This is a genomic window from Pseudoalteromonas sp. 20-MNA-CIBAN-0454 (assembly GCF_040308685.1).
In the GTDB taxonomy this organism is placed as follows: domain Bacteria; phylum Pseudomonadota; class Gammaproteobacteria; order Enterobacterales; family Alteromonadaceae; genus Pseudoalteromonas; species Pseudoalteromonas nigrifaciens.
This window is the reverse complement of sequence record NZ_JBEOOB010000033.1, coordinates 1-18,306: the sequence shown is the minus strand read 5'-3', so window position 1 is coordinate 18,306 and position 18,306 is coordinate 1. Positions and strand designations below refer to the sequence as shown.

The following is an 18,306-nucleotide window of genomic DNA, read 5'->3' as shown; positions in this document are numbered from 1 at the left end:
ACTTAATTTGAAGCTTTTAAGGGTCTTCGCCGGCCCTATAACTTATAATAAGCAGCAAATGAAGAAAACTCATTAAGCTATGGTGGCGCCTCGACTTTTTATATGTGCCTTTACTACCCTTTACTGTAATTAATAATCCAACTTCCAAAAAGCCATTGCCATTATGTTTACCTAGAAACCTGCCCTCCTCAATTGAGGCGCTTTCGATGTGACTATCGCTTAATCCAAATGAAGAAACTAATTGCTCCCAGTAAGTCCTCGCTTGAGTAACATTTTGATTTTTTAAATCTACTTGATGAAAACGAAATTTGAAGTGGCTCGACTTTAATTTAAATTTTATACATAAATTCAAAAAGTTGCGTATTACTTGCTCTTCAGGACAACGAAGAGCGAAATTTTTCCCTGCAGCAGCATATTTTAATATTTGCAGGGCATCAAATGCTTCACTAAGAGTTACATTTTTCTGACTTAGTAAAGTATCAAATTTCTGACATAAATAATAAAATGCTTTTTGTGAAGAAACTCTTTTTAAGTCATCTTTAGTATTATCTAAACTTGGGAAGTTAGGAATTAAGGGCAGCTTTTTACCTTTCCTAGGATATTCTCTGCTTACACTCAGAGCATTATCATGTAATTTTTGAACTTGCTCCACAGGGAGTGAGTAACTCGATGCTGTATCGTGTATTGAGTTTAGTTCTAGCGATTTAAGAGCATTTGCATAATCTAACATTCTTATTTGCCCATCAGCTTCAAACTTTTGTTTAAAACCTTTAAACGATGGTGTGATTAAATCACTAACCTTACCCGCATATTGGATCGAATAGTCTTGCTCTTGTTTTTTACTATAAAATTCAATTCTTTCAATTAAACTTTCACCTGGCATAAGCTCCTTAAAATTAGCTCTCCCTATACATTCAGATAAAAAATACTTAGATACTGTATATGTCTGATTCATTAGAGCGTAATGCTGTATGTCCTTTAAGTGTAAATAGCTATTTAGTGTCGACACTGTGACTTTATGACCAAGTAAATGAGACAAAAAAAACATTTTTGAACGAGTATTGTCTTTAACTTTTAATCTTTTGTTAAAGTGAGTAATAAAACTTTGATCAAATAAGTCATTTTCAAATATGGATAAATACTGCCTTCCCGTTAGTACCAAGTTTGAATTTAATCTGTACCAAGTCCAATTAGCAAAGCTATGTCTTAGGTGATGAATTCTTAGAGTATGATCCTTAGTATAGTAATGCAGTAATTGCTTTAATAGCTCGTATGCTTTATTTACGCTAACAGAGCAGTTAAATAACAATGAATTTGATGGCTTATTTTCAGTGTTTTTTTTAACGTCATAAAAGCTTCTTAGCTTGGCTAAATGCTCTTTTGGCCATAACGCATCTAGGGGTAGTTCTCTTCTAGCTGAAGGTGTTTTTAAACTCCTTATTTTATTTGGTCTGATTGATAGTAGAACCCAATCATATTCATCTTCATTTGGCTTTATAGGTGAAACCTGAATATCACCAAAGTACAGCTTAGCGGCTTCATTACGGCGCAAGCCACTATAAAAACAAAAACACATTAATAAATATGCATATAACTCAACCGGACTGTTATTGAGGCTGTCACTTAAATATTCAAGAATTGCGCTTACATGACTAGCTGAAACTAAATTAGCATCAACTTTACTTTGGACAGGAGCTATATCAAGATCGTCAATACACAAGTCTTTGACAATTTCAGACTCTATTAAAAACACAGAGAAATAATATAAATACTTTTTACGTTGGGCAGAATTAAAATATTCACTCGTATCATTTAACTTTATTGCCCAATCTGACGCTGATATTACTGCTAGATCAGTTCGAGTAAAAACATTTAAAAAAGGTTCACTGATACTTTTCACATAATCAATTACTGTGTCTACTTTTAACTTCTTTTTAGTTACCCCTCCCTCTTTCAAAAGATAATAAAGCCAACCACACAAAATATTGAAATAAATACTATTTTTATCATTTTTCAATTCTTGTTCAACAAATTTAATGCACTGTGCCCTTGAAGCTCTTTGGCCATTCAGTTCCCTCACATTTTTATAGGTATACTCTAACTTGGCTTTTATTAATTTAGGCTCAATATAATCAAAGCTGTCACTATCAAATGACAATAGCTTATTAAGCTCATTAAATTTCTTAGGTTGTTTTGCTATTTCGTCTGCAACTAATGCCTTATTACTTATTAACCTTAAAAAAGCTGTTTGAGGTAGCTCGGTACAGGTACTAGACCGTAAATACATCTGATAGTCGATAGGGCTGAGGTTGATTATAGTATCTATTTTTCTAAGTGTTCGTAATTTTAAAAGTGACAAGCTTTGCCAGTTTGTACCACTAGCTTCTGTTAAAAACGTTATTATAAATTCACTTAATCTATTTTTATTTACTCGTATTTTCTCAGACGGCTTAATGAAGTTTTTATGATGTAATAATAAAAGGACAACAGCATCACATAGTACGTATCGTCGTTCCTCTTTTTCGCTTTTCCCATACCAAAATACTTGACCACCTAAATACATTAAAGCATCTGGGGCATTTATGATTGTAATAAGCTCGTCAAACTGAACACCTGTTGTCATATATAAAAATAAAACTAACCGACCATAACTAGCTTCTTTTGATAAATTAGCAGTTGGTGTTTGTAGCTCTTTACTTAATATTGACTTAATTTGTAGTGCTATCGGTAGTTTTATTAATTCTACTGGTGATAACATAGGTTTATCGCGCTTTAGTACGACGATTTGAGGGACTTTTGAAGATTCAATACCATGATGCTTTAATCCATAATTTAATATAGCATCAATAAGCATGAGCTGAAGGTGTTTAATCGTTAAGTCTTCTTTTAACCGTGACTTTAAAATGTTCATTTCACTAGAAAGAACATTCTCATCGGATTTTTTAAAATACCTAAGCATTAGCATGCATAGCTTTTTATATTCGTTTAAAAAATCATCATCGCTAAATCTAATTCCAAAATCATTATCTGAGCCGTTTCTATAAGCATTTACAATCTGTTGAAAACATTGATGGAACTTACCTTGCTTCTTCAGTTCATTTAAATAAGATCGGACTTTAGAGTTTGCCACCCTACCCCCTTAAATAACTTATCTAGAATAGGTAATAATTCATTTACAGAATCTATGTAATTTAGTGTCGAATAATCAGCTAAAGGAACCTCACCAGACTGCCAATGGCCCATTTGAAAGTTTATTAGCTCTGAATTGACATTGTTATAAAGCAAATTACTTTTAAGCCAATGCCTTCCTGCATTTGCAGGTATTTTATGTTCCTTAGGTAACCTGAGAACTAACTCTGTAGGAGAAATACCTTTAGTAACAATTCCTGCTCTTTGTCTTTGAAATATGAATAAAGGTCCATGATTTATACGTGAATTTCTAATTAGCTTAAACCACTGACAAGATTCTTTGTAATCGAGATTTAAGCTTTTAGAGGCGGCATTTAAAAAGTCATCTATTGACTGGCATAACTTGGGCTTTAATACTCTTATTAACCCTCTCAAACAACTAAGGTGCTCTTGATAAGCTGTGATTTGCGCATTTAAAATAGACGGTAAACAAACTAATCTAGAATGCGTAAAATCACTATCATCTTTATCACTTATCCCCATGAGGTTTAGCGTTGGAAAATACAGAGAAAAAGTTGGTAACGGGTTCCAAACAGCCCGATAACCAGTTCCAAACATTAACATCCATGCCGTATAGACTGTAAACGCGTTATGGTATTTTAAGATTGCATCAAGTTGTTTTAAAGAGTTTAACTTAGTGTTTTTAACTTCTAATGCCAAAGCTGCTATGAGGCTCTTAACTGTCATATTCTTTGGTGTAAATTTAGAACCAAGCATACGATTACGCTTATCAAAACACACTAATTCAAAAAGTTTTATAGGGAATTTTTCTTTACAATAATCATAGTAATCAGACTCAACTTCTTGCCAAAACTCAAATAGCCTTTCACACCGCGTAACATCATCAATATTGCTATAGCTTCTAGATACTCGAGTAGAATACATTTTTACATCGTAACTAAAGTCTATATAAATAGGGTCTATCACACCTGTTGCATTAATATAATTCCCAATAAAATTACTAATGCTATTGATACTTAGTCTTCCGCTATAAGCTCTATCTGATACCTTTTTTAATTTTTTGGCTAAACTGCTTTCAAGTGCTGCAAAATTGTCTACGTTAATAAGTAAACCTTCTTTTCTGCCCTTTAAATATTTAATTATTAAATCTGTAAAAAATGTAGGACAGGCTGTAAATACACCATTTGCTGTTTTAATAAGACCAACTTTTTTAATCGTTGGTTTAGCAGTTTGAGTTATAGGAAAATACCACCAACCACGGTCATTTTCATCTAGAAACAAACCTCGTGTTTTGTCATCTATTTTATTAAATATCTGTAAATCTTTTATCTCATGCAACGTCTTACCCAACAAAAACATCAGCCATCCCAATATCGCTAGCTCAATATTTTTATCGGAATGGCCATACTTATTTAGTGTATCAAATAATAAACCCAGTTCTGGCGCCTTTAATAATCGCGTATCTTGGTAAGCAATATTATGAGCTCTGTGCACATTACGAGTTATATCTATCTGTTTTTTCTTCTTAGAGGCGGGACTAAAAATCATTTCAATACTTTGATGCTCGGTTTTATCTCGTACAGTATTACCTTCATTGTTATCAATTACAAAAGGCATCTGAACCTCTGAATCTTCAGGATTAAACCCCTCTGTATCTAATGAATGGTTTAAAAATGGTATTAAAACTGACAAATTATCAACAGTACCGATAACAGGTAAAGTATTGGGTTTTTTATACCATTTAGCGATGGAGCCTCTGTAACGGCCTCCGGTTTTATAAAGCCGAGCTGGTTGCCAGTCATTCTTATAAAAATGAATTAAAGTATTTAAATAACCTCTCTTTCTGGCATCATTACTATATATATCATTATTAATTGACTCTAACTTACTCGCGATTGACGAAGCTGAATCAAGGTAGTTCGTTAATATTTTATCTCTATCCAGTTCGGAGGCTATATTGTACTTTGTCATTAATAAGCGAAACGTTCTACAAACCTCTACTTCCCTTGTTGACGAGCTTGTAGCTAATTCAGGATCGATGAGTGTATGTATTGTTTTAAAATAATTACCAATAAAATTAGCAAGAAGATTTAATGATTTTGAATCTTGCTTATACTCATATGATTTAATAAGTAATACATAAAATGGTATCTCATTGCACCATCCATTTTTATATGTACAGCGTTTAAAACTCTCTCTTGAGCTTGCATCTAGCTCAACTCCATACTCATTAAAGGCGTAATAAATATACTCAGGAAGACATAGCTCACTTTTAGTAAACTCCCATAGCTTTCGTGATGCATCATTCATCCTTTGTAATAATAAAAAAACTTGTGATAAACCACTCAAATCTTCAGGAGCACTTATGCGAGAAGTAAAATCATCAAAGTCAGATTTTATATCCTCGATACTGATTTCCAAGTTTACCCCTTTGCAATACAACTCAATCTGCTCAAGAAGCTTAACTTTTAGCATACCCGTCATAATTTAATCACCTTTGTACTAATTTTAAGCCATTTACATAATTCTGTTTTTGTTTTAATAGCTGGAAATAAGGTACGCCATTCTGTTGAATCAATTACTGGTTGTTCACCTTTGAATAAGCCAATAAGTAACTCTGAGATTAAAGGGCCGGATGCATTAAAGTACTGCTTAAAAAGTAGCCGAACAATATCATTAAGAAAAATTAAACGTCTAAGATCGGGTGTCGGACGATTAGGAAGGATCAAACATGGGACAAGTTGATTTGACTGATCTTGAAGTCGACAAACTTTATGAAATGTAAATAAGCCAGAGACTAGTTTTAACTTTTCATTATCAGTTTTATATCCAATTATCGGGGCTTGATAAGCATCAAGTTTCCAAGTAGTAATTGTATCAAAGCTGTCGTTTGAACTTGGTTTTAAAAACGAAAATAAATTTATATTACTGATTAAATTATCTATGGTTTTTTCAAGGGTAATATTTTCTGCGACAATATACTCAAATGTAGACCTGTCTAATAATTCATCGATCTTTTTTAATTTGCCTTCAACATTCTCATCAATCATATTCAGCACCAGAACAATAAGTAGTCATTTTTGACATTTTCATAATGTGCCTAAATAGTGCCCAGATCAAGCTTTAAATGTTCGTAAAACACTCAAAAACAGATTTTAATATTAACTAAATTTTATCTAAGTTATTGTAATAATATGCAATTCATTATATTTACTGGAGATTATTATTTATAGAAGTAATTAAACTAACGTCTTGACATGGTAGGGGTCGGTGGTTCGAATCCACTCAGTCGTACCAATTCAAAGTAATGAAAACATCTAAAAAGAACACTCCCAACTCTTGCTCACCTACTCTAAAGCTCTACGGTTAAAACCAACTCAATCACACCAGCTAACTCTTTCATTTTAAGCAGTTAAATACCCCAAGTAGTTTATCTAATTCTTAATACTTAGCATAATTACTAAAAGTATAAACTTTGGCTGCAACTAAAGCTTTGTTTAATGATAATTTGATTTGCATGTTTCGCTATCGAAGATAAGCCTATTCTAAAAGCCTTTTTATAAAACTTTAAATACCATTTTTTACAGGGATCTATCTCGGCTAATTCTCGTACTATACTATTTGGGCTATTAGTATAGTATTGAGTGATCAGTGTATTTTGTTTTTATTCTAAATAATCATTAAAGGAGCAATTGTATGAGTGATAAAAGATGTCCTTTTGACCATACCCCTCTCACCACTAACAGCGGTGCGCCTGTTGTTGATAACCAAAATAGTATGACCGCTGGTAAGCGTGGGCCATTACTTGCTCAAGACGTTTGGCTAAATGAAAAGCTGGCAAATTTTGTACGCGAAGTTATTCCAGAGCGCCGTATGCATGCAAAGGGCTCTGGCGCGTTTGGCACATTTACTGTTACTAACGACATTAGTAAGTATTCTTGTGCAAAAATATTCAGCGAAGTTGGTAAAAAAACCGAAATGTTTGCTCGATTTAGTACGGTTGCTGGTGAACGTGGCGCTGCTGATGCTGAGCGTGATATTCGTGGGTTTGCATTAAAGTTTTATACCGAAGAAGGCAATTGGGATATGGTTGGTAATAATACCCCTGTATTCTTTTTACGTGATCCTCTTAAATTCCCAGATTTGAATAAAGCGGTAAAGCGCGATCCTCGTACTAATATGCGCTCTGCAACTAACAATTGGGACTTTTGGACTTTATTACCTGAAGCGCTCCATCAAGTAACGGTTGTAATGAGTGATCGTGGTATACCTGCCTCGTATAGACATATGCATGGTTTTGGCTCACACACCTATAGTTTGTGGAATGAAGCCGGTGAGCGCTTTTGGGTGAAATTTCATTTTCGTACACAGCAAGGTATTAAAAACTTAACCGATGCAGAAGCTGCTGAAATAGTTGCTATGGATCGTGAAAGTAATCAAAAAGATTTATTTGAATCGATTGAGCGCGGCGACTTCCCTAAATGGAAAATGTATGTGCAAATTATGCCTGAAGCCGAAGCTGATAACGTGCCGTATCATCCTTTTGATTTAACTAAAGTATGGCCTAAAGCTGATTACCCACTGATTGAAGTAGGTGAGTATGAGTTAAATAAAAACGCTGATAACTACTTTGCTGACGTAGAGCAAGCTGCTTTTGCACCGAGTAATTTAGTACCTGGAATTGGCGTATCACCAGATAAAATGCTACAAGCCCGTTTAATTAACTACGCTGATGCACAGCGCTACCGTGTAGGTGTGAATCATAATCAAGTGCCGGTAAATCAACCTCGCTGCCCTGTTAATAGCAATGCGCGCGATGGACAAGGCCGTGTTGATGGTAACTATGGCGCAAGGCCACACTACGAACCGAATAGCTTTGGCCAGTGGCAAGAGCAGTCACAATATGTTGAACCGCCACTTAAAATTAATGGCGATGCTAAACATTACGACTTCCGTGAAGACGATAGCGACTACTTTAGCCAACCACGCGCTCTTTTTAACTTAATGAATGATGAGCAAAAACAAGCGCTATTTAGTAATACGGCGGCACAAATGGGTGATACCTATGACTTTATTAAATATCGTCATATTCGTAACTGTAATCAGTGCGATCCTGCCTATGGTGAAGGTGTTGCTAAAGCCCTTGGAATGACGGTTGCTGATGCAATAAAAGCACGTGAAACAGACCCTGCAAAACATTTACCTGGCTGCTTATAAACTATTAGTTATATCTAAATTTTGATATTACAGCTAGAAACACAGTTTTGATAAGCAAGGATGCTTTGTAATATTTGCTGCCCTTAAAGGGCAAATAATTTTATTGGCTTAATAGTGTAACCCGGTCTATTTGTGAGTTTTATGCTAAAACGCAGTTATTGCTAGCTGGCTTTTCTAACAAAAAGCCAGCTAATTACAGCAGTAATAAATGTGGTTAACCTTAGTCTGTGGTTTAATTTATATAACCCATTTAAATAATGCACTTATATATTCTCCCTTATACCAGTTCCACTACATAATTAACCTTCTCTATTCATGACAGCTAATCATAAAAAATTCAAAACCGTTTTTCTGCTCACTTAAGTCTTGATTAAAGCCAGCCGACACATATAAAAAGCCATCATTTGCTACAAGCTGTTTAAGCTTATTTACACTATCAGAAAAGTCATCCATAAAATTAGTCTCGGAGTTTTCAAGCAACTTTTTATGCCCAAATAAAGCCTTTGGTGTGTACTGATTTGATTTAACAAATTCAGTTAACGTATCTTGATTAGAAAAGGTTTTAAAACCATGTTTACACTCGGCTAAAAATGCTAATAAATCCGCAAAGTCAACTTCAACAAATGTTGACTCTTCCATTACCCGAATAAAGGTTAAAATTAAATCATTTGAAAAAGTATCACCAAACTGACTTTTAATTGACTCTGTTATGTCATTTTTAACTTCAAGCGGGAACGCTTTATAACTTTTCATACTAAACTCCTTTTATTGATATATTTAACTTATGTATTTAAATACGCCATGTATTTAATCGCTAAATTTTTAATTACTTATAAATGCACCTTTTAAAATGCTAAATAGGCTACCTCAAACCACAGTATTATGCCTTAGATTTATTTGTAAATAAGATTGATTAATAAATGCGTTTTTGTTTGCAATAATGCGCTAGGTATTTATCAATAGAGAAATGTATATCAATACCTTACATGAAAAGTGAAGCCAATTTGACAAGCCTCTTGAAGGGGGTTATCTTACCAATTAGTATTATAAAATTACCAATTAACTTACGATTACAAAGTAGGCGTAAAGTAGCCTTATTAATTTTCTATTGTGGCAACATTATGAATTTACAACAATTTAAATCAGAGGATATGAAAATGAAAAGGCGCAGACGTTTTTGGACAATTGTTGAAAAATTAGAAACCGCGATAGATCAAGGTATTTATCCTGTGGGTACACGGTTACCAGCAGAGCGTGAGTTAGCCGAAATTCACCAAGTAAGCCGCCCAACTATACGCGAGGCAATTATTGCACTTGAAGTCAGAGAGCGCGTTGAAGTAAAAACGGGATCTGGTGTTTTTGTTACTGACACTAAAAAGTCAGAAAGCTTCGCTAAACCAATAAGTGCATTTGAGCTAACTCAAGCCCGTGCTTTGGTTGAAGCAGAGGCTGCAGCACTGTCTGCGGCAACGATACAAAGTGAAGAGTTAGCGTTGTTAAAACAAACACTTGATGACATGCGTATTGCTGAAACTGCGAATGCAGCCGATCAACGTTTTCATGAAATTATCGCGCAATCAACCCGCAATAACGCTATTGTTTTAACAATTAATAATCTTTGGAAGTTGAGATTAACCGAACCTGAAATTATCTCGGCTCATGAAGATGTTTGTTCGCAAAGTAACGAGCAACGAATACAAGAACACACTGCTATATACGAAGCAATTGCATCGCATGACTCATCAGCAGCAAGAAAAGCAATGCATAACCACTTTAACCGATTAATTAACGCATTATTTGCAGCGAGTGAAGCTAAAGCGCTTGAAGAGATAAAGCGTAAAACAGATGAAACCCGTGGATTGTATTCTATTACCCATTTAACCCACTAAGTTAGTGTGTTCACCAAATAAAAAAGGCTCTAAATTAGAGCCTTTTTTGTGTTAGTTGCTTTAATTTAGAACTTAAAGCTCATACCCAAGAATAAGCGTGGGCCATAGTCATTCACTTCACCTAAGTTCCCCTCAACAAAGAAGTCTTGTGATTTAGGTGCACTAAATAAGTTAATTGCCTCTGCTTTAATTCTAATGTGCTCATTAATTTTATAAGATGCGCGCATTTCCCACACCCCTACCCCGTCTACATAACGTAAGCGAGTACCATTAGATGTGTAAGGTTGGAAGTATTCGCTACGGTATTTGTAAATAACCGCGGTATCAAATCCACCAATTTGGTAGTACAACTGGCTACTAAATACATGCTTAGAAAAGCCAGGTACTGAAGCTGGTGGAATAATACCTGCTTGCAGTTGAGTTGAATTTCCATCTACATCAGTTTCATACGTGTCGCCGTATAAACTATCTTGGAACTCAAAATCAGTGTCGGCAAAGTTATAACCAAACTTCATACCAATTCCGTTATCCCAGCGATATGAAAATGAGGCTTCAAGGCCTAATATTTCGCTATCTTCGTCAGAGGTAACAGAGTTAGTAATGGGTAAAGATACTGTTTCACCGCCCACAATAAAGTCTTCAATAACTGTTTGCTGTTGAAAACCGCCTTGGAACTGTTTGTAGTAAAGGCTTAACGCAAAAATCGAGTCTTCATTTGGGTACCATTCAAAAGCGGCATCGTAGTTCCACGACATAAGTGGTTGAGTATTTGGGTTACCAGAACCATTTACGCCTACTAGTAAATCACTAATTGATGTTGCAGTACCTTCTTTATCTTCTTCAAATGTACGGCTGTAACCTAAATTTGATGGATCAGCACGCGACATACCACGGTATATACCCGCCCGAAGTAAAATATCTTCACTGTAATCAATAACTAAGTTAAAGCTTGGTAAGTATTTAGTGTAATCACCACCACTTTGTATTCTATCTAATGAGCCTGAACTTGATTCAACAAGAGAAAGCACACCTGTGTCACTTGTTACTATATCAAAGCTATTTCTAAAACCAATCGACGTAACTTCTGTATCTACAATACGAAGACCAAAGTTACCGCGAATAAACTTACCAAACATTTCAGTATCATAATTAGCCATTAAATATACTGATGTTGTTTTTTCGGTTACATCTATTGTACCTGTATTTTCGTACTCAACATCGGGGTAAGCAAACTGCCCGTCTACGTTAGAGCCGGCAACTGCTTGAGAAAAACAAACGTTATCGTAGGTTGCCCATGATGAGCCTGTACCAGTGCCTATTGCATTACCATCAGCATCTATATTGGTTACAATATTGCCATCAGATACGCCTGATAAAAAACCTGATTCAGGGAAGTCGATTTGACATCCTTGTAGCACATTAAGCGCATCAGTGCCTGAATCTAACGTAAATTCGTTTCTTGAACCATTACCTTGGCTGCCACCAAATTGCACAAAGCTCAATTCTGATGTTCTAATGCCGCCCTTAATACTAGTAAAAACATTACCCTCGAGTAAGTAATCAAAATCTAGTCGAGCTGACATAACTTCGTTCTCACGAACGTTTTCACGATCTAAACGTGTTCTTAAGCTATCTGTAAAGTTTGAAATATCGGTAACATCAAAGTCTGTTAACGTAAAGTGAGGTATTTCTGTGCCCATATCCCAGGTAAAGAATTTTTGGCTTGAAGTCCTACCGCGGTTAGATATTTGCAGCTCTTCTCGTTCAGTTTTTGAATAGGCTAAATCTAAGTCAACTGTTAATCTATCGGTAACAGTATGTTCAATGTTTATGCCGTAGCCTTGGTAGTTTTCTTCACGAGAAAATTGCTCACCCGCCGACTCTATGCGCTCTTCACCTTCCCAATGCAAAATACCACCTACATCATTGGTAACCAATGTAGGGCCTGTTATACCTGGTGTAGCACGTTTTTGTAAAAAGATTAGATCGTGACGCGCTTCTTGTTGTGTTCTATCTGATATTTGCGTATCAATGTTAATATCCCACGCAGCCGATGGCTGGTACTGCAATGCAAAAAACACCGCATCACGCTCATCAGACGTTTCGTTTTGACGAAAGCTGCGGCTACTGCCAGTCCAAGCATATGGAGTACCGTCACTTTCTGCTTTACCAGTTTGCGAGTCTATTTTGGTTTGATAACCTTGGTTTTTTAATTCATCGCCCGCTACTTGGTCTTCACAGTCGCCAGCTTTACTGCGATAAAATCCCTCATTGGTATTGTTAGGATCGTTTATACAAGCCCATAATGATGAACCCGATGGGCTAGAGCTTCTATATTCAGCTTCTGGTTGGCTAATATCTTGGCGCTGTACACCAAACGACACACCAACGGCTTGCCCATTGTCAAATTCAAACTGATCTACATAACTAAACGTACCGCGATAGCCCATATCACTTTGTAGTGAGTTATCTACGTTACCTTCATCTGGGTTGTAATTTAATTTAACTTCGCCAGATATACTTTGCTTACCAAAATCGAGCGGAGTAATGGTTTCAAGTGCAATTACACCTGCTACCCCACCTTCTATCATTGATGCGTCTTGGGTTTTATATATGGCTACTTTTTTTACCAGCTCAGATGGAAACTGTGAAAAGTTAACTGAGCGATCACCACTACCATTAGTCGCTTCACGGCCATTAATATGTGTTGCACTTAAGAAAGGACCAAGACCACGAATAGTTATTTCTGTTGCACCGCCATTTTCACGATGAGAGGCAGCGCCAGTAATAGATTCAAGTGCTTCACCGATAGATAACGCCGGTAAATCACCAATGTCTTCTGATGAAAGGCCATCGACCACAGTAGTTGATTCGCGTTTAATTGCTATTTGGTCTTGTATAGTTCTACGAGTACCTGTAACACTAATAACTTCAACGTCTTCTTTTGCTTGAGTATTTTCAACGGCTTCCTGTCCATTTGCGGAAAAAACAAATGAGCCTAATACACCTGTAATAACGCTGTTTTTAATTAATTTAGCTACTGGGCTAAGTTTAAATCGATTACGAACTTGTTTGTACGCTTCAACATTATTTATATGTTTTTTGTTCAACGCCATTACAAATTCTCCTTTCTAGTTGTGTGTGAAGTGTGTTGCTAGCCGTTTATTTGTGTAAATGAACTAAGGCAGCTATTTTTTGTTAAAGGACTTTTATTACTGCGTTTATTATTAGGTGTGGATTTTTCTTTAACGCTGAAAATTTGTAAATCAATTTTTCACGCTACAAACCCACTTACATTACCAAATAAAAACCTATACATTACCAATTTGTATAAATAAAACCCTACACTGTTAACCAGCTTGGTCATATAACCATAATAAAATAACTTTTGCCACTAAAAACAATCAAAAAAAGAACAATTAATTCACAAAAGAATAACGAAACAAGCTTGAAACGCCCATAAACAACTTACCAACAACGACTTCTTGTTATTACCAATTTATTACCCTGTATTGGTATTTACTTGAGGCTATTAATTTAAGTAAGGCTTTTAAGTGTGATTTATTAAGGTATGAGTAATTAAGGAGTAATAAGGAGGAGCAAAAAATAAAATTAACGCGAGTTTAACCTCTAATGGGCTCGATAACTGCTTATGCGTTATTTTAGCCTTACACCCATACAAGAGCCGAGTAAGCCGACTCAAGTAAACTTGGGGTAATGCGCGCTACCTACATCTATGTGGGTAACGCACAAAAGAGCAACCAAATTGCGTGTATTGGCCTTAACACATCGCTACACGTTTTATATACACTAATATTTAGCATTACTGTTATAAACAGTGCTATTAAAATATTCAGCTGGCGCTATAGAGCCTAAAACAACAGGCACACGCTGGTGCAAGTTAGTCGGGGCTATATCTAATATTCGGGCTCCTTTTGAAGTGGCTTTACCGCCGGCATTTTCTACTAATAAGGCTAATGGATTTGCTTCATAGAGGAGTCTTATTTTTCCATTTTCATTACCAGCGCGGTTATCTTGTGGATATAAAAATAACCCGCCACGGCATAAAATACGATGTACATCTCCCACCATAGCAGCGTTCCAACGCACTGAGCTTTTATCAAAGCTTTTACATGTATACAGCAACTTATCAAAATATACCTGTGTAGGCTCATCCCAATAACGGTAGTTAGCCATATTTACGGCAAACTCACTGCTTTGCTCTGGCACACTAAGCTGATTATTTGTTAGTAAGTAACCGCCGTGTGTAGAGTCTAATGTATAACACCGTGTAGGGCCGCCAGTACTCATTACAAGTAATGACGAGGGGCCGTAAAGCACATAGCCCGCGCAAACTTGGTTTGCACCTAATTGGTTAAATTGCTCATCGCTATCGTAGGGCACATCATCTCGGGCTAAATAAATAGTAAAAATAGTGCCTATTTGGCCATTTACATCTATGTTAGAAGAGCCATCAAGTGGGTCAAATGCCACTATAAACTTACCCTCTGGGTTGGCTCCGACTGCGTGGTCTTCTTCTTCTGACGCGACAGTTCTCACTGAGTTGTCGTCTAGCAAAATATCTTTAAGTAGTTGATTGGCTATTACATCAAGCTTTTTTTGCACTTCACCTTGAATGTTTTCATTTAAGGTTGAACCCAAAACACCGGCCAATTCACCTTGGCTTACTCTAAATGCAATTTCTTTGCTGGTCGCTAAAATTGTGCGAATAAGTAAAATAAGGTCGGTTTGTACGCCATCTTCTTTTAATACTGTATTTAGTCTTTTCATGCGCTATACCTATTTACACAATTTAGATCGTTAAAACACTGAACAAGCCTTGCAACCATACTTTGCTCTGAATGGCGAAGCCATACGCGTGGATCATAGTATTTTTTATTGGGTTTATCGTCCCCATCTGGGTTACCAATTTGGCCTTGTAAGTACGCTTGCTTGCTAGTGTAATAATCTAAAATACCGGTCCAACACGCCCATTGGGTGTCGGTATCAATATTCATTTTAACTACGCCATAGGTTAAAGATTCAACAATTTTGTCGTACTCTGAGCCACTACCACCATGAAATACAAAGTTAATTGAGTTAGGGGGTAAATTAAATTTATTTGATACGTAAGCTTGTGAGTCTTTTAAAATGGTTGGTGTAAGTACCACGTTACCCGGCTTATAAACACCATGAACGTTGCCAAAAGACGCCGCAATAATAAAGTTAGGGCTTATTTTGCTTAATCGCTCATACGCGTAAGCAACATCTTCAGGTTGCGTATACAGTGCAGAACTGTCTAGGTGAGAGTTATCAACACCATCTTCTTCGCCACCGGTACAACCAAGTTCAATTTCAAGCGTCATCCCTATTTTGCTCATGCGCGCTAAATAACGCGCACATATCTCGATATTTTCTTCTAAAGGTTCTTCAGATAAATCTATCATATGCGAGCTAAAAAGTGGTTTGCCCGTTATCTCAAAGTGCTGTTCACCTGCATCGAGCAAACCATCTATCCAAGGTAGTAACTTTTTAGCAGCATGATCTGTATGTAGCATTACGGGGATTTCATAATGCGCAGCAACTGTATGTACATATTTAGCCGCACTAACTGCGCCAAGTACTGCAGATTGTTGCTCTGGTAATACCAAACTTTTACCACAAAAAAATTGTGCGCCGCCATTAGAAAGCTGAATAATAACAGGCGAGTTCATTTTTTTTGCAGCTTCAAGCGTTGCATTAATAGACGTTGTACTAACAACATTTACCGCAGGTAAAGCATACTGATTAGCACGTGCATGTTCGTATACAATTCTTACATCGTCGCCAACTACTACACCTGGCAATATTGCCGGGGCTAAATCTTTCATTGTTTGTTCCTTACTACTTTAATGCTTGAATACACGAGTCAGTAATTGCTTGCCAGTTTTCTTGTGCAACCCACTCTTTATTTGCGATCCAAGTGCCACCCACAGCAAATACATTATTTAAAGATAAGTAATCCATTTTATTTTGCTCGCTTACGCCACCTGTAGGACAAAAGCTAGCGGCTCTAAATACTGACGATACAGCCGATACGAATGGTGCACCACCAGCGAGCGATGCAGGGAATAATTTTTGCTCTTCAAAACCGTACTCAAGCGCCATTAAAATGTCACCCGTGTTAGACACACCAGGAAGTACCGGTACATTGCATTTTGTTAGCGCGGCTAATAATTGCGGAGACACTGCTGGCGTAACAATAAAGTCGGCACCTGCTGCAAGTGCTTGCTCTAAAATGTCAGTATTTATTACTGTACCAGCACCTACTTTAAGCGCTGGCACCTGCTTTTTAATAGCTTTTAATGCATCTAACGATGCATCAGTTCTAAGAACTACTTCAACCAAAGTAAGGCCAGCATTGGCCATAGCTTGAGCTATTTTAACGCCTTGCTCTGGTGTGTCGGCTTGAATTATAGGCAATAATGTTTGCCCTGACATAAGTTCAGAAAAGCGAGTCATAACCTTGTTCCTTTATTAAAGATAATCCGGCCGAACTGATGCGGCCTTTAAATTTAGTTAAATAGCGGCTTCAGCCATTGCTAACTGAAATATATCTTTTGGCACAATAGCCCCGGGTTGTTGTATAACTGCACCGGCAGCTTTTGCAGCAAGTTGTACTGCGTTTTCAATAGTTAGCCCCGATAAACGCGCACCTAAATATACACCGTTAAAAGCATCACCCGCGGAGGTTGTATCAACAACATTTTTAACCGGTATAATAGTATGGCTCTGAAGTGTATTGTCGTGTTTTGTCACAACTGATGCTGGACCATTTTTCACAACAATTTCTTCAATTTTATATTTTTGTAAGTATTCAATAACCGCATCTACGCTATGCACATTATAAAGTGTGGCTAAATCTTCAACGCCTGGCAGGGTAATGTCTGCAACAGAAAACGCTAAATGATACTGCGCTTTCGTCTCCTCTGTGTTTTTCCATAAACGCGCTCTGTAATTGGGATCAAACACTATTTTTACTCCGGCATTTTTGAGCTGCGTTACAATTTGCCAAAAGCGCTCGCGCGCTCCTTCTTCTATTACAGCAAGTGAAATACCCGAAAAGAAAAACATATCACCTTGTGAAAGTTGCTCAACAAGATCGGGAGTTAAAAAATCAACAATCTTTTTAGCGGCAGCATCACTGCGCCAATAAATAAAGCTACGCTCGCCATGCTCATCCGTTTCTATGTAATACATGCCCGGTACTTTGGTATCGTGAGCAAATACAAACTGAGTGTCTAACTGTTCGCTTTCAAAGCGTTCAAGCATTTTTTTACTTAAGTTATCTTGGCCTAAAGCGGTTACAACAGAGGTCGAAATTTGCGCAAAGCTACGCTTTAAATAAACAGCAGAATTATAAACATCACCTGCAAATGATTGGTGCAGTGTTGCCTCACTCATAGCTCTAAGCTCGACCATGCATTCACCAAGAAAGTAAATATTTTTCATTTTGGAAGTTATCCTATGTAGTTAACTGCTATGCGCTTTATAAAACACAGTGGCATAGCAGTTAGTATCGAGATTATTGAGGCTTTTTAAGAGGTTCTATTTTTGGAATAAGGATCCAAACAGCAGCCATTGCAATAATTGCTAATGAGGCACCAATAATAAATGCTGGCGCATAATTACCATCGGCAGTAAGTATAGGAACCAAAGATGTAAGGCCTACAGCACCTAACTTTGCCGCCATACCAGAGAAGCCTGATAGTGTGCCCACAGCCTTTTTACCCAGTAAGTCACTCGGTAATGTTTGTACGTTACCAATGGCTGTTTGAAAACCAAATAAAATAACCGCCATAATAAGTACCGCTGTTACTGGGCCACCTGGGTTAGCCATTGCAAGCAGTGCCGGTAGCATAATTAAACAGCCCAATGTTATGGTAAGTTTACGTGTTTTATCGGTATTCCAACCAGATTTGAGCCTGTTTTGCGCTAACAACACGCCCTGAGGTGGACAGCAAGCACTAAAGCTCACTTTCCACCGCAAATTTTAACAGCGGTGATCCCT

General features: G+C 36.8%; 11 protein-coding genes and 1 pseudogene. 2 read left to right on the top strand and 10 right to left on the bottom strand.

The window, feature by feature from the left end; genetic code table 11:
- Positions 1 to 16: 16 nt before the first annotated feature.
- The 3 genes from AAEZ22_RS14675 to AAEZ22_RS14665 are packed head-to-tail and all read right to left on the bottom strand — an operon-like array spanning position 17 to position 6,200.
- Positions 17 to 3,130 (bottom strand): site-specific integrase, encoded by a 3,114-nt coding sequence (locus AAEZ22_RS14675; protein WP_352297770.1) that lies wholly within the window; start codon positions 3,128 to 3,130, stop codon positions 17 to 19.
- Positions 3,100 to 5,634, bottom strand: coding sequence for a hypothetical protein (locus AAEZ22_RS14670; RefSeq protein ID WP_290191941.1), 2,535 nt, complete (start codon positions 5,632 to 5,634; stop codon positions 3,100 to 3,102). The genes AAEZ22_RS14675 and AAEZ22_RS14670 overlap by 31 nt, the downstream gene beginning before the upstream one ends.
- On the bottom strand, positions 5,631 to 6,200 hold the full coding sequence (locus AAEZ22_RS14665) for a hypothetical protein (RefSeq protein ID WP_058373568.1): 570 nt from the start codon (positions 6,198 to 6,200) through the stop codon (positions 5,631 to 5,633). Before AAEZ22_RS14665 ends, AAEZ22_RS14670 begins: the two co-directional genes overlap by 4 nt.
- A gap of 646 nt (positions 6,201 to 6,846) precedes the next feature.
- Here AAEZ22_RS14665 and AAEZ22_RS14660 point away from each other — a divergent pair.
- Complete coding sequence (locus tag AAEZ22_RS14660) at positions 6,847 to 8,367, top strand: catalase (protein WP_182683415.1); 1,521 nt, start codon at positions 6,847 to 6,849, stop codon at positions 8,365 to 8,367.
- Positions 8,368 to 8,676: 309 nt separating this feature from the next.
- On the opposite strand, the gene AAEZ22_RS14655 is transcribed toward AAEZ22_RS14660, so the two are convergent.
- On the bottom strand, positions 8,677 to 9,120 hold the full coding sequence (locus AAEZ22_RS14655) for a hypothetical protein (protein ID WP_089368412.1): 444 nt from the start codon (positions 9,118 to 9,120) through the stop codon (positions 8,677 to 8,679).
- A 404-nt stretch (positions 9,121 to 9,524) separates the two neighbouring features.
- Between AAEZ22_RS14655 and AAEZ22_RS14650 the strand changes: the two genes are divergently transcribed.
- On the top strand, positions 9,525 to 10,256 hold the full coding sequence (locus tag AAEZ22_RS14650; protein WP_041454459.1) for a FadR/GntR family transcriptional regulator: 732 nt from the start codon (positions 9,525 to 9,527) through the stop codon (positions 10,254 to 10,256).
- A gap of 65 nt (positions 10,257 to 10,321) precedes the next feature.
- Here the strand turns inward: AAEZ22_RS14650 and AAEZ22_RS14645 are convergent, their stop codons facing one another.
- The 6 genes and pseudogenes from AAEZ22_RS14645 to AAEZ22_RS14620 all read right to left on the bottom strand — a co-directional run.
- Positions 10,322 to 13,372 carry a TonB-dependent receptor gene (locus AAEZ22_RS14645; RefSeq protein WP_352297766.1) on the bottom strand — a complete coding sequence of 1,017 codons (3,051 nt, stop codon included), beginning with the start codon at positions 13,370 to 13,372 and terminating at the stop codon, positions 10,322 to 10,324.
- Positions 13,373 to 14,066: 694 nt separating this feature from the next.
- A complete protein-coding gene (locus AAEZ22_RS14640; RefSeq protein ID WP_011328418.1) occupies positions 14,067 to 15,047 on the bottom strand; it encodes a class 1 fructose-bisphosphatase in 981 nt (326 codons plus the stop codon).
- The gene (gene fbaA / locus AAEZ22_RS14635) at positions 15,044 to 16,126 is read right to left on the bottom strand and encodes a class II fructose-bisphosphate aldolase (protein WP_352297763.1); all 1,083 of its coding nucleotides are present in this window, start codon (positions 16,124 to 16,126) and stop codon (positions 15,044 to 15,046) included. Before fbaA ends, AAEZ22_RS14640 begins: the two co-directional genes overlap by 4 nt.
- Positions 16,127 to 16,139: 13 nt before the next feature.
- Positions 16,140 to 16,757, bottom strand: a complete 618-nt coding sequence (eda, locus tag AAEZ22_RS14630; protein WP_208833861.1) for a bifunctional 4-hydroxy-2-oxoglutarate aldolase/2-dehydro-3-deoxy-phosphogluconate aldolase — start codon at positions 16,755 to 16,757, stop codon at positions 16,140 to 16,142.
- 57 nt (positions 16,758 to 16,814) lie between these two features.
- Positions 16,815 to 17,747 (bottom strand): sugar kinase, encoded by a 933-nt coding sequence (locus tag AAEZ22_RS14625; protein ID WP_352297760.1) that lies wholly within the window; start codon positions 17,745 to 17,747, stop codon positions 16,815 to 16,817.
- A 73-nt stretch (positions 17,748 to 17,820) separates the two neighbouring features.
- Positions 17,821 to 18,243, bottom strand: a pseudogene (locus AAEZ22_RS14620) (MFS transporter); the annotation flags it as partial.
- Positions 18,244 to 18,306 lie beyond the last annotated feature (63 nt).

What these genes read in the sequence shown, in the direction of transcription:
- eda (WP_208833861.1), bottom strand. Translation starts at nt 16,757, where the DNA reads ATGACTCGCTTTTCTGAACTTATGTCAGGGCAAACATTATTGCCTATA.
- AAEZ22_RS14670 (WP_290191941.1), bottom strand. Translation starts at nt 5,634, where the DNA reads ATGACGGGTATGCTAAAAGTTAAGCTTCTTGAGCAGATTGAGTTGTAT.
- AAEZ22_RS14665 (WP_058373568.1), bottom strand. Translation starts at nt 6,200, where the DNA reads ATGATTGATGAGAATGTTGAAGGCAAATTAAAAAAGATCGATGAATTA.
- AAEZ22_RS14640 (WP_011328418.1), bottom strand. Translation starts at nt 15,047, where the DNA reads ATGAAAAGACTAAATACAGTATTAAAAGAAGATGGCGTACAAACCGAC.
- fbaA (WP_352297763.1), bottom strand. Translation starts at nt 16,126, where the DNA reads ATGAAAGATTTAGCCCCGGCAATATTGCCAGGTGTAGTAGTTGGCGAC.
- AAEZ22_RS14650 (WP_041454459.1), top strand. Translation starts at nt 9,525, where the DNA reads ATGAAAAGGCGCAGACGTTTTTGGACAATTGTTGAAAAATTAGAAACC.
- AAEZ22_RS14645 (WP_352297766.1), bottom strand. Translation starts at nt 13,372, where the DNA reads ATGGCGTTGAACAAAAAACATATAAATAATGTTGAAGCGTACAAACAA.
- AAEZ22_RS14660 (WP_182683415.1), top strand. Translation starts at nt 6,847, where the DNA reads ATGAGTGATAAAAGATGTCCTTTTGACCATACCCCTCTCACCACTAAC.
- AAEZ22_RS14655 (WP_089368412.1), bottom strand. Translation starts at nt 9,120, where the DNA reads ATGAAAAGTTATAAAGCGTTCCCGCTTGAAGTTAAAAATGACATAACA.
- AAEZ22_RS14625 (WP_352297760.1), bottom strand. Translation starts at nt 17,747, where the DNA reads ATGAAAAATATTTACTTTCTTGGTGAATGCATGGTCGAGCTTAGAGCT.